This window comes from Nocardioides albertanoniae, from assembly GCF_006716315.1.
Lineage (GTDB): Bacteria > Actinomycetota > Actinomycetes > Propionibacteriales > Nocardioidaceae > Nocardioides > Nocardioides albertanoniae.
The window spans coordinates 424,293-436,225 of the sequence record NZ_VFOV01000001.1; the positions used below are offsets into that span (position 1 = coordinate 424,293).

Sequence of the window (11,933 nt, forward strand, 5' to 3'; positions counted from 1 at the left end):
GCTGGAGGTCGTCGATTCAGGACGCGAGCAGTGCGAGTCTCAGCAGCATCTGGTCGTCACCGTCGTCGAGGCGGCAGCCGGTCAGATCCTCGATCTGCTTGAGGCGGTAGACCACGGTGTTGCGGTGACAGTGCATCTCGGTCGCGGTCGCCGAGGTCGACCTGTTGTTGGCGAACCACCGGCCCAGGGTCTCCAGCAGCGACTCCTGCTTGTCGAGGGGGAGCGAGAGCAGGTCGCCCAGTGCGCGGGACCGGATCCGGTCGGCGATCGGTCGGTTCGCGGCGACCAGCACCTGGGGAAGCCTCTCGGTCAGCGCGGCGACGCCCGGCTTCTCGGCGGGCAGGCTGGCCAGGACGAGCTCGGCCATCCGGAACTCGGTGACCACGTCGGCAAGGCCCACCGTCTCCTGGGAGACACCGACCCAGCCGTCGACGATCGACGAGAGCCGACCCACCAGCTGCGTGACGGTCGCCTGTCCCAGCTCGACGAGCCCGATCTCGCGGTCCGCACGCAGGCGCCACTCGGACCGGAACCCGGCGGCGGCGAGGGCGGCGCCTGGCGACGGGGGAGGCCCCGGTGAGGCGCGGTGCCGGATCACGACGACCGCGATCCGTGCCGCCGAGGTCAGCTCCAGGATGCGCATCGCCTCGGCGGCGAAACCCGGGTCTGCCGCGCGCCCCTCCAGCAGCCCGTCGAGGATCGCCTGCCTGCGTTCGATGTCGCGCCGCTTGGCCTCGAGCTCTCGGGTGCGGTATTCGTCGGCGACCGCGGTCGACATCAGGTCGATCAGCTGCATGACCTGGACGGCACTGTCCAGGAGCTCGTCCAGCAGCTCGGGGGCCCGGGAGCGGGCCTCGTCGAGGATCGCGGCCCAGATCACCTCGGTGCCGAGGCGGTAGGCGTGCAGGACGGACTCGAGCGGGAAGCCGGCGTCGGCTCGGCGCCGCGCGGTGATCTGGGCGGCGTCGAAGACGTCCACGCCCGGCGGTATCCGGTCGGCCAGCGACTGGAGGGAGCGCACCATGTTGTCGCGACACGACCGCAGCAGCTCCTCAGCCGCGATCAGGTCGGTGGTCGCGTAGCGCTCGTCCTTGATGAGGAGCGTGTCGCGCAGCACCGTGCCGAGCTCCTCGGCACGCGGCAGCAGGCGCTCCGCCAGTGCGCGGGTGATCGCCAGGGGCTGGGGGACGGGGACGGGTGGCGGCGGTGTTTCACCAGTCGGCTGGCGGGACATGTGCTGGAGGCTACCAACGCGACGCTCCGTGTCTTCCTGAGGTCGTTTGTGCAATCAGCACAGGGCCGTGTGGCTGTCGTCACCGGTGTGGCCCGCCCCGGTTGCGGCCGGGACGGGCCGATTCCGGCCGCCTAGGCCGAGGCCACGTCCGGGACGGGCCGCGCAGCCCGGCCGCTGCGCAGGAAGGCCAGGGCGACGGCGGAGACGGCGACGACGACGGCAGCACCGATGTAGAGATGCACCGGGGTCCAGGACGAGTCGAGCAGGCGCCCGGCGAGCATCGGCGACAAGATCGCTCCGATGCGGCCGATGCCGATCGCCCAGCCCATGCCGGTGGTGCGGATCTCGGTGCCGTAGACCGCCGGCGTGATCGTGTAGAGCCCGGCGATGCAGCCGTTGATCAGCGCGCCGACGACGACGCCGATGATCAGCGCGACCGTGAGCAGGGCGGTGCTGGTGATGAAGACGACCATGGTCAGCGACGAGAGCACCGTGAAGCCGATGAGCACCAGGCGATTGTCGAGCCGGGAGGCGACGACGCCGTAGAGAACAGAGCCTGCCGTGCCGCCCAGCGCCAGCATCATGCCGGCGGTGACCGCGTCGGCCTCCGACATCCCCGAGGTCACCAGCAGCTGCGGGGTCCAGCTGTTGACGAAGTAGAAACCGAACATCGTGGCCAGGAAGGCGACCCAGATCAGCAGGGTGGAGCGACGCAGCTCGGAGCCGAGCAGCACGCCGGGGTTGCCGCTCCGGCGCCGGGCTGTCGTGACCGGTGCGGTGCCGAGCGAGTCGGCGGTGACAGCAGGCTGGCCCAGCCGCCCGAGGATCCGGTTGATCCGCTCCACGGCCTGACGCGGTCGGCGCTGGACGAGGAAGTCGACCGACTCGGGCAGCAGCATCACGAGGAGAACCAGCGCGACCCCGGTCGCGACGCCACCGGCGACGAAGACGCTGCGCCAGCCGAGATCGGTCAGCATGCCGCGGGCCGCGATGCCGCCCAAGGTGGCACCGATGCCGTATCCGGCCGTGTAGATCCCGATCGCCAGACCCCGCCATCGGGAGGAGGAGTATTCGCTCGCGATCACGTTGGTGCTGGCCAGGATGCCGCCCACGCCGAGCCCGGTGACGACCCGAGCGAGGCCGAGCAGGATCGCGGACGGAGCGGCCGCCGAGAGCAGCATGCCGAGCGTCGCCAGACCGACGCTGACCAGGATCAGCGGCCGACGGCCGATGACGTCGGCGACCGGGGCCAGGGCCAGCGAGCCGACGGCCATGCCGACGAGCCCGGCGCTCAGCAGCAGGCCGAGCTCCGAGCCGCTCAGCGCGAACTCCTCGGTCAGCGAGGAGGCCGTGAAGGCCATCGCCATCACGTCGAATCCGTCCAGACAGTTCAGCAGGACGCAGAGCGCGACGACCATCCACTGGTACGGGGTCATCGCGGCGGCGTCGATGCGCGCACGAAGGTTCATCTCGGGTCTCTTTCGGTGTGGGGTTTCACGGAAGGTGGAGGGTCACGGCGGCGGGGTCGGCCGAGCCCGACCCCGACTCGCCGCGGGCTGCTCGCGCCACGCAGAGGCACAAGGAGGCGTACGTCTCCTTCTGCTGCCGGCTCAGGAACACGTCGCGGTGGTCGATGCGGCCGCTGACGTCGAGGACCTTGACCTGGCAGATCCCGCACTCGCCCTTGCGGCAGTCCCACATCACGTCGACGCCGGCGTCCTCGAGCGCGTCGAGCATCGAGCTGTCCTTGCCGACGCTGACCGAACGGTCGAGCTGGGGGAGGTGTACGACGAACTCCTCGGCCGCCCAGGCGCCGCTGCTGCCGAAGGTCTCGAACCGCAGGTTGGGTTCGGGCAGCTCGCGGGCCACCCAGGCGCGGCGGATCGCGTCCATCAGCCGGATCGGCCCGCACATGTACATCTCGGTCCGGGCCGCTGCCGGCGAGCCGGCGATCTCGCCGACGAGCGTCTCCACGTCGAGGTGTACGTCCTCGTCGTCGACGAACACGCGGACGCGGTCGCCGTGCGTCTCGACGAGCTCGTCGAGGTAGGCCATGACGCGGCGGCTGCGCCCGGCCAGGACGAGGGTGTAGTCGGCGCCGCGGCGGCGCAGGGCGTCGGCCATCGCGACCAGCGCGGTGACGCCGATCCCGCCGGCGACCAGCACGTAGCGGTCCGCGCCGACGCCGAGCGGGAAGCTCTGGACGGGGCCGGTCATCTCGACCACGTCGCCGACCTCGAGCCCGTGCATGTGGCGCGACCCGCCGCGAGACGACGCGGCGAGCTGCACGCCGAGGGTGATCCGGCGGCCGCCGTCCTCGGAGCGCAGGACCGAGTAGGACCGCTTCCGCACGTGGCCGTCGAGCTCGAGCCGGAGGTCGACATGGGTGCCGGGCGCGGCGTGGACGGGACGGTCGGGGGCGAGCACGACGCGGCGTACGCCTTTGGCGAGGTCGGAGGTCTCGACCACACGGCCCTGCTGCCACCAGGTCTGGGTGTTCACTGCCATGGCGGCGGCCTCACTTCGCCGCCGCGGCAGAGGGGAGGCCCTCCGCCTGCAGCATGCGGTCCAGGATCCGGCGCACCCACATCCCGCCGGCGTCGATGTTGAGGCTGTAGAACTCGTGGTCCGGGTTGGCGTCGATCGCGCTCTGCTGGGCGGCGAGCATCTCCTCGTCCTCGCCGAAGACGCCGTGGACGCCCTGGCGCAGCTGGGTGGTGATGGTCTGGCTCTCCAGGCGGTAGTTGCGCATGAAGGCCCAGAAGTAGTGCGACGTGCGCGCGGTCTCCGGGGTGATCGTGTTCATCACGAACCCGTTCACGCCCTGGCTGCGGTCACCCTCGGGGGCGCCGGTGCCGGCCTTGGCGACGCCGACGTCGATGCAGATCGTCGAGGGCGCCTCGAAGTGGATGATCTGCCAGCGGTCGACCTTCCCGGAGAAGCCGGGGAACTTGTCGCGCATGTTCTTCAGCCAGAACGGGGGCGCGTCGATGTTGCGCATCCAGCGGGTGACGGTCACGCCACGATCCGTGTGGCTCACGTCGAACTCGGCCTCGGAGAGCTCGTCCTGCCCGATGCTCGAGCTGTGCACGAACTCCTCGTGGGTGAGGTCCATCAGGTTGTCGAGCACGAGCTGGTAGTTGCAGGGCGCGTAGATCGTCTCGCCGTCGCCGGCCCAGTCGGGGGAGTCCATCTGGTGCATGTCGGGCACGCTGGCGGGGTCGGCGAGATCGGGGTCGCCCACCCAGACCCACACGTAGCGATGACGTTCGACGACCGGGTAGGACGGGACGGTCGCGCTCGGGTTGATCGTCTCCTGGGCGGGCATGCTCGTGCAGCGGCCGGCCGAGTTGTAGCGCAGGCCGTGGTAGGGGCACTGGATCTCGTCGCCGAACAGCTTCCCCTTCGACAGCGGCGCCAGGCGGTGCCAGCACGCGTCGGCCATCGCCACCGCACGACCCTCGCTGTTGCGCCACAGCGCCAGCGGGCGGTCGGCCACGGTGCGGGCGAGCGGCTGCTTCCCGGTGACCTCGTGGTCCCAGGCCGCGACGTACCAGGTGTTGCGGGGGAAGTTGAAGATCTTGCTGGCGGCGGTCGTCGGAGCAGCGGGATCGATGGGACGAGCGACGGCGGTGGTCATGGCGACTCCCTATGGGGATAGGTGTTGTGGTGCTGATCACAAACTAACTATCAATATAGGTAGTGGCAAGGGGTTGGCCGCCGGAAGTCCTCGCCGGAGCTGCCGGGTAGGCTCGCCGAGTCCGCCGTGCTGGAGAGGGGTCGCGATGTCGTTGAGGTACGCGCTGCTGGCGCTGCTCACCTCACGCCCGATGACGGGCTACGACGTCTCCAAGCAGTTCAGCCAGTCGGTCGCCCATGTCTGGCACGCGCCCGACTCGCAGATCTATCCGGAGCTGAACCGGATGGAGCGCGACGGCCTGCTCGAGTCCACCGTGGTGCCGTGGGGCAAGAAGGGCACGAAGAAGGAGTACGCCGTCACCGAGGCCGGGGTGACGGCCTTCCGGGAGTGGATGGACGCGCCGGTCGAGATCCGCCGGCAGCGGGAGCCCGCCTACCTCAAGGCGGCGTATCTGGAGTGGGCCGAGCCCGACGCCGCACGCGCCGAGCTCACCAAGTTCCGCGACTACTGGACCGAGCACATGGCCATGCTCGAAGTCACCCGGGCGACGCTCGTCGACCGCAGCCACCCCACCCTGGCCCGGCGCCTCGATCACTACGACGCCGGCCAGTGGGACCGGATCGTGCGCTACAAGATCTTCGCCTACGACGGCCTCATCGATCAGGCACGCAGCGCGATCGCCTGGGCCGAGCGCGGGCTCCTGCTCGTCGACGAGCTGGAGGGCGCGGCGGACGGCTGAGCCGCCCTCCTCAGCGCTTGACGGCCGAGTGGACGCAGACCATTCCCTGCAGGAACCCGTGGTGGCGTACGTCGCTGAAACCGGCCCTCTCCAGGGCCGCGGCGAGCGGGGCGGGGCGGAGGAAGGCCAGCGTCGACTCCTGGAGGAAGCCGTAGTCGCCGGGGTCGCTCCCGATGAGGCGGCCCACGATCCGGGGCCAGCGGCCGCCGACGACGCGGGCGGCCGAGCCGAGCGGGCCCTCGCGGCCGGGTCCGGTCTCGAGCGCGACCAGGCGCCCGCCCGGCTTGAGCACGCGCCACTGCTCGCGGAGCGCGGCGTCGAGGTCGTCGACGAGGTAGCGGAGCAGGTAGCCGTGGGTGATCACGTCGAAGGAGGCATCGTCGAACGGCAGGGTGTGCGCATCCATCTCCATCCATTCGATGGTGTCGGCGCTGGGCTGCCGGCGGGCGACGGTGAGCATCTCCGGGGTCAGGTCGGCGGCGACGATCCGGGCCGTCGGCTGCCGCCGGCGAGCATCGAGGGCGAGCTGGCCGGTGCCGGTCGCGAGGTCGAGGAGCTCCTCGTCGGGGCCCAGGGCCGCGAGCCGCTGGATCAGACGTCGCCAGCGGCGGTCCATGCCGCCTGTCATCAGGGTGTTGCCGAGCTCATAGCTCGGCGCGACCCGGGTGAACATCTCGCGAACCTGCTGGGGCGCGAGCTCGGGCATCTGTCCGTCCGGCACGACCGGTCACCTCCTGGGAAGACTCCAGCCGACGTCTGGAGAGTGTTCCCCAGTTCTACCCTCTCCGCGGCGATGAGCCGTGGTCGGCGACGATCTCAGCACCCTGACGACACGCGGTCAGGAGCGTCCCGCACTCATCGGTGCTCAGACCGCGCGAGGGTGCTGCGCCAGCGCCCGGTCGTAGGCTTCCCAGGCCCGCCACGACTCCAGGGCCCGCTCTCCTTGCGGTTTGAGACCGTCGACCTTGTGGTAGGAACCGCCGCTGGCGTACTGCGACTCCCGGCCGGTCACCAGCGAGAGCAGCATCGGGAGCACGCTCTCCTCGGTCACCGTGATGGTGCCGACGCGAAAGGTCTGCCGCACCCACTCGGCTCGCCGCTCGGAGCCCAGCACGAGCACCACCGGCAGCTCGAGGGCGCGGTCGATCGCGTCGAGGATCGGCCCCAGCCCCTCCGGCACCCACCGCTCGCCGTCGGGCGGTGCGAGCTCGCGGGTGCCGTCGTTCGAGTACGCAGGGAGCTGGCCGGTCAGCGGCCCGGCGATCTTCTGGGAGCCCGTGCCCGGCGAGGGCGGCGTCGGCTCCGGGGCGGGCGCCGGGGCGATGTCGGCGGTCGCCTGCGTGCCGGCCTTCCGGCGCGCCCGGATCGCGGGGATCTTCATGCTGAACGTGAAGCTGCCGGTGCGGGTGGTGGGGTCGATGTGGCGGCCGGGCGCCGGCTCCGGTGCCTGGCCCACGACGGGCGCCGGAGCGGGGTCGGGTGTCGGTGCGGACGCGGGTGTCGTCGCCGTCGTGATCAGGCCGGCGGCATGCTTCCCGTGCGCGCGCACCGAGCCGTCGGCGGCGAGCTCGAAGAGCGCCACCCCGATCCTGTCGGCCCAGGCGACGGCGTCGTCGGTGAAGCCGGCGCGGCTGTAGAGCGCGACGGTGCGAGCCGCGTAGGCGTGGCCGGCGCCGCGGACGGCACAGACGCTGCGGGCGTCGGTCGCCGATCGGGTCAGCACGACCTGGGCGACGACGACGTTGTCGGGTCGGCCACCGATGATGTCGACGTCGGCTGCCGCCGTGCTGCCCGAGGGCGAGGCGTCGGGCCAGCCGAGCGCGTGCAGATGCTCCGCGGCGTACCTCTCGGCTTCTTCGCCCGTCACGGGCTGCCTCGTCGATGCCACCGTCGTCCCTCCTCGATCCGCGCCTCGCGCGGTCACTCCCTCGGGCCTCCCTGCCCGATCGAGATTGGGAGGGATGATAGGCCCGAGGCCCGCCTCGCGTCCGCCGGGGTGGTGAATTGGGGGCTGATGTTCGCTCCTGGCGGATCCGCCCCGTTTGTCGGTGCTCGCCGCTAGCGTGATGTGTATGAGGCGCCCGCACGAGAACGTCGCTACGGTCCTGGTGGATCCGCGCGTTCTGGGCGACATCGAGATCCAGCTGATGGCGCTCGACATGCCGCTGTGGCGGGTGTGCGCGGCGCCGATCGCGAAGGACGGGCAGCGGCTCGCGTTCCAGATCCGCCACAAGCTGCTGATGTCCAAGCGCGGCGAGTGGGACTGTGCGAAGCACTGGGTGCCGGTCTGGGTCGGGTTCGGCTCGACCTGGGCGTTCCCGGGCGAGCCGGTGCCATGGCCTGCCCACAAGGCGCTGTGGACGGTGCTGGAGGGCCACGCCGACCGGGTCCGCTACAACAAGCGGCTCGGCGGGATTCCGAGGATCCCCAGGCTGCGGGAAGCCTGCTAGGCCCGCTTCCGGAAGTGTGCGTCGGCCGTCGGCGCGTACATCGCCGCGGTCGCGACGATCACCAGCAGGATGTGCGCGACGCGCACCACGACGAACGCGCCGCCGAGCAGCCCGCCCCCGCCGAGCGCGGCGGCCACGGAGGCACCACCTGCGACGTCGGCGACCGTCGGCACGACCAGCGAAGCCAGCCCGACCACGCTCAGGAGCAGGGTCAGCGCGATGCGTGCGGCCCGGGACCCGCGCAGCAGGCCGACGATCAGCAGTGCTGCCACGACGTAGACGACCAGATGTACGCCGAGACCGAGCCAGTCGCCGGGCCCGATGACGCCGTCGGCGAGCATGCGGGTCACGGCGATCGCCGACTCGAGCACGCCGGCCGCGACGGCACCCGACCAGGCGATGCCGGCGAGCCTGACGGACCCGGGAAGGACGGTGCTGGGAAGAGCGGTCTGCGTTGTCATGCGGGTGAGATTAAGGACGAGGCTCCGGCGCTCGCGTCGCTCCACGGAGCGATCCGCACCCCTACGCGCGTAGGGGGACGGCCTCGTCGTCGGGCGTCCGCTCGATCTGTTTCCAGGTGGGGTCGACCGCCGGGAACATCGTCACCACGAAGTAGGCGGCACCGCAGGCCACGAGGGCGACGGTCAGGCCGAAGCCGGAGACCAGGCTGCCGCCGAGCAGCCCGCCGAGCGGCATCAGGCCCCAGGCGAAGGCCGAGACCAGCGACATGACCCGGCCCAGCACGTGGGCGGGGATGCGCTCGAACTGGATCGCTCCGAGGATCGGGTTGATGAACCCGCTGCTGGTGCCGCCGATCGCGAAGACCACGAAGACGACCCACAGCGGCGCCCCGAAGGCGATCACCAGGAATCTCGGCAGGCCGGCGACGAGGAAGCAGACCAGGTAGGTCGGGTAGCGCCGCATCCGGTCGCCGAGCGCGGCGGCCACGGCCGAGCCTGCCGCGGAGAAGCCCGAGAAGGTGGCGAACAGGAGGCCGATCGTCTCGGGGCCGGCATGCGCCTGGCCCCACACGGGCATCAGCACGCTGCTCCAGGCGAGGTCGATCAGGTTGGTCAACGCCACCATGAACGCGATCCCCATCAGCACCCGGTCGCGGCGGAGGAAGCGCCAGCCCTCGGCGAGCTGCGCGCGGTAGGAGGCGGGGTCGCGCTGCTCCGGCGGGGCGGTGGCTGACCGTTCGGCGTGCCGGCGGGACAGCCCGGCGGTGGTCGCGGCGAGCAGCAGACCGCCGACGGCGAACGAGGCGGCGTCGACGACGATCGCGTTGGTGGCGCCCACCAGGCCGATCAGGAGACCGGCCGCGGCCGCGCCGAGCATCGAGGCGGTGCGCTCGACGAACGAGTGGAGGCCCGTGGCCCGTTCCGTCGGCACCCCGGCCGCCTCGACCAGCTGCGGGATCATCGCCGCCTTCGCGGAGTCGCCGGGGCCGCGCAGGGTGCCGGCGAGGGCGACGAGGGCGAGCAGCGTGGGGAAGTGCAGGAGCCCGGCGACGTACAGAAGCGGGATGAGGCCGACCACGAGGGACGAGCCGAGGTCGCAGGCGATCGCGACGCGGCGCGGGCCGATCCGGTCGATGACCGGGCCGCCGAAGATCTTGCTGAGCACCAGCGGCGTCAGCTCGAAGAGCGCGATCAGGCCGGTCTTGGCCGGGCTGCCGGTCGTCTCGAGCGCGAACCACGGGATGGCCAGCATCGAGACCCGGGTGCCGACCAGGCTGATCGTCTCGGCCGCCAGCCAGCCGTAGAGGGGGAGCTTCACCGGCTATCTCTCCTGGTCGGGGCCGGGTTGTGGGAGCACGTGGAACTGGAACATCACGGCCTCGCCGACGGCGTCGTGCTCGAGGCCGTCGATGAGCTCGTTGACCTGCGCCTCGAGCTCAGTGGCCTGGGCGGGCGTCACGCGGACGACGCGATCGTTGAGGCCGAAGGCCTCACGCCACTCCTGAGGGAGGCTGCTCCGCCGCTCGATCCCCTCCTGGAGACGCTGGGCGTAGATGGTCACGACCGTCTGCAGGTAGGCGTCGAGGGTCTCGTGACCCTCGGGGGTGTCCGGCACGCTGCTCTCGCCGGTGACGGTCGCCTGGTGGACGGCCTTCCACCACCTCTCCCGGCCGTTGCCTCGGCTCTCGTCGTCCTCGATGAACCCGTGTTGTGCCAGCTGTCGGAGGTGGTAGGACGTCGCGCCGCTGTTGATGCCGAGCCTGGTTGCCAGGGTCGTCGCCGTCGCGGGTCCGTCGACCCGGAGAAGCCCGAGCATGCGTACGCGCACAGGGTGGGTGAGGGCCTTGAGCTGGTCGACTCCGGGGACGATCTCGCGTGCTGCCATGCTGGCATCGTAGACCGCAAGGATGTGTTTGCAAATAGAATTGTGCGGTTTGAGAGAAAACCAAGTAAGCCGGTGAACAAAGCCGGGATAGCGCGGTTACCCTGTGCGGGTGACGACAGACGCCGCATCGCCCGCGCCGACCTCCACACCCACCGTGGCGATCATCGGAGGGGGAGCGAGCGGCACTCTGACCGCCGTCAACCTGCTGCGCCGGGGAGCATCGGTGCGGCTGTTCGAGTCACGGGGCGAGGCGGGCCGCGGCGTCGCCTACTCCACCACCGACGAGCGTCATCTCCTCAACGTCCGGGCCAACAACATGTCCGGCTTCCCCGACGACCGCGACGACCTGCTCAGCTGGGCTGCCGCCGCGGGCATCGAGCTCGGCCCGACCGACTTCCTGCCGCGTCGCGACTACTCGCGCTACCTGTGCGACCGCCTCGCTGCCGCGGCAGAAGCCGGCGCCGGCACGCTGGAGACGGTGGGGAAGACCGTCGTCGACGTCGAGCCGGTCGGGGGTGGTTTCACTGTGGTGACCGGTGCTGATGGTGCCGATGGTGCCGCCGGCCCCGAGGAGACGTACGCCGCCGACGCGGTCGTGCTGGCGTACGGCAACCCGCCGCCGCAGCCGTTCGCCGATCTGCCCGAGGCGCCGTGGAACCTCTCCGACCCCTGGGACGTCGACCGGATCAGCGCCCTGCCGGCCGACGCGACCGTGCTCGTCGTCGGCAGCGGCCTGACCGCTGTCGACACGACGGTCACGCTCCTCGACGAGGCCCCGGCGCGCAGCGTGGTCATGGTGAGCCGTCACGGGCTCCTGCCGAATCCGCACGTCGACGACCAGTTCACCTCGTGGGTGACTCCGGTCCCGGACGGTCCGCTGACCGCCGACGGCGTCGTCGAGTTGGTGCGCGAGCAGCTCGAGCACGCGGCCGAGATCGGCGTCGACTGGCGCGCGGTCATCGACGGCCTGCGTGGCCCGACGCAGTCGATCTGGCGTCGCTTCCCCGAGTCCGAGCGGCGTCGCTTCCGCGAGGTCTACGCCCGCGAGTGGGAGGTACGCCGCCACCGCATGGCGCCGCGCATCGCCGCGCTCCTCGCCGCCTATCAGGCCGAGGGCCGTCTGGAGATCCTCGCCGGCGGGGTGCTCGGCTGCCGGCTCGATGGCGTGGGGCAACCGGTCGTCACATTGGCCGACGGGGAGCGCGAGGTCACCGCCGTCATCAACTGCACCGGCCCCTCACCCGACATCACCCGCACCGACAACCCGCTCCTGCTCGCGCTGCAGAAGCGCGGCCTGATCGTGCCCGACCCGCTCCGCCTCGGCATCGACGTCACCGAGGACGGCCGCGTGCGCGGAGCAGACGGCCGCATCGTACGGAATCTGGTGACCGTCGGTCCGCCCTGCAAGGGCGCCCTCTATGAGGCGACCGCCATCCCCGAGATCCGCGTGCAGGCCGCCGCCGTGGCCGCGCTCCTGACCGCCGCCGAATAGTCACTCCCGCAGGTCGAGAAGTCACTCCTGCA

At 71.2% G+C, this 11,933-nt stretch carries 12 protein-coding genes; 3 read left to right on the forward strand and 9 right to left on the reverse strand.

All coding sequences use genetic code 11. The annotated features are described in order from the left end of the window. Positions 1 to 16: 16 nt before the first annotated feature. The 4 genes from FB381_RS02055 to FB381_RS02070 form a co-directional block, all read right to left on the reverse strand. Entirely contained in the window at positions 17 to 1,234 is a 1,218-nt protein-coding gene (locus FB381_RS02055; protein ID WP_141778749.1) for a PucR family transcriptional regulator, read from the reverse strand. A 131-nt stretch (positions 1,235 to 1,365) separates the two neighbouring features. Next, entirely contained in the window at positions 1,366 to 2,703 is a 1,338-nt protein-coding gene (locus FB381_RS02060) for an MFS transporter (RefSeq protein WP_141778750.1), read from the reverse strand. A gap of 25 nt (positions 2,704 to 2,728) precedes the next feature. Further along, a complete protein-coding gene (locus FB381_RS02065; protein ID WP_141778751.1) occupies positions 2,729 to 3,742 on the reverse strand; it encodes a PDR/VanB family oxidoreductase in 1,014 nt (337 codons plus the stop codon). 10 nt (positions 3,743 to 3,752) lie between these two features. After that, entirely contained in the window at positions 3,753 to 4,874 is a 1,122-nt protein-coding gene (locus FB381_RS02070) for an aromatic ring-hydroxylating dioxygenase subunit alpha (RefSeq protein ID WP_141778752.1), read from the reverse strand. A gap of 145 nt (positions 4,875 to 5,019) precedes the next feature. Here FB381_RS02070 and FB381_RS02075 point away from each other — a divergent pair, with 145 nt between their 5' ends. Then, positions 5,020 to 5,613: a PadR family transcriptional regulator gene (locus tag FB381_RS02075; RefSeq protein ID WP_141778753.1), complete on the forward strand. Its 594-nt coding sequence runs from the start codon at positions 5,020 to 5,022 to the stop codon at positions 5,611 to 5,613. 10 nt (positions 5,614 to 5,623) lie between these two features. Here the strand turns inward: FB381_RS02075 and FB381_RS02080 are convergent, their stop codons facing one another. Beyond that, positions 5,624 to 6,334 (reverse strand): ubiquinone/menaquinone biosynthesis methyltransferase, encoded by a 711-nt coding sequence (locus FB381_RS02080; protein ID WP_141778754.1) that lies wholly within the window; start codon positions 6,332 to 6,334, stop codon positions 5,624 to 5,626. A 144-nt stretch (positions 6,335 to 6,478) separates the two neighbouring features. Next, the gene (locus FB381_RS02085; RefSeq protein ID WP_170225030.1) at positions 6,479 to 7,480 is read right to left on the reverse strand and encodes a restriction endonuclease; all 1,002 of its coding nucleotides are present in this window, start codon (positions 7,478 to 7,480) and stop codon (positions 6,479 to 6,481) included. Positions 7,481 to 7,685: 205 nt separating this feature from the next. Here FB381_RS02085 and FB381_RS02090 point away from each other — a divergent pair, with 205 nt between their 5' ends. Next, positions 7,686 to 8,063, forward strand: coding sequence for a hypothetical protein (locus FB381_RS02090; protein WP_246087917.1), 378 nt, complete (start codon positions 7,686 to 7,688; stop codon positions 8,061 to 8,063). Here FB381_RS02090 and FB381_RS02095 read toward each other — a convergent pair. The 3 genes from FB381_RS02095 to FB381_RS02105 form a co-directional block, all read right to left on the reverse strand. Next, positions 8,060 to 8,524, reverse strand: a complete 465-nt coding sequence (locus FB381_RS02095; protein WP_141778757.1) for a hypothetical protein — start codon at positions 8,522 to 8,524, stop codon at positions 8,060 to 8,062. The two genes, FB381_RS02090 and FB381_RS02095, sit on opposite strands and share 4 nt — an antisense overlap. A 61-nt stretch (positions 8,525 to 8,585) precedes the next feature. Beyond that, positions 8,586 to 9,842 (reverse strand): MFS transporter, encoded by a 1,257-nt coding sequence (locus FB381_RS02100; protein ID WP_211352306.1) that lies wholly within the window; start codon positions 9,840 to 9,842, stop codon positions 8,586 to 8,588. Positions 9,843 to 9,845: 3 nt separating this feature from the next. Beyond that, complete coding sequence (locus FB381_RS02105; protein WP_141778758.1) at positions 9,846 to 10,409, reverse strand: ArsR/SmtB family transcription factor; 564 nt, start codon at positions 10,407 to 10,409, stop codon at positions 9,846 to 9,848. Positions 10,410 to 10,518: 109 nt separating this feature from the next. Between FB381_RS02105 and FB381_RS02110 the strand changes: the two genes are divergently transcribed. After that, positions 10,519 to 11,901, forward strand: coding sequence for an FAD/NAD(P)-binding protein (locus tag FB381_RS02110; protein ID WP_246087918.1), 1,383 nt, complete (start codon positions 10,519 to 10,521; stop codon positions 11,899 to 11,901). Positions 11,902 to 11,933 lie beyond the last annotated feature (32 nt).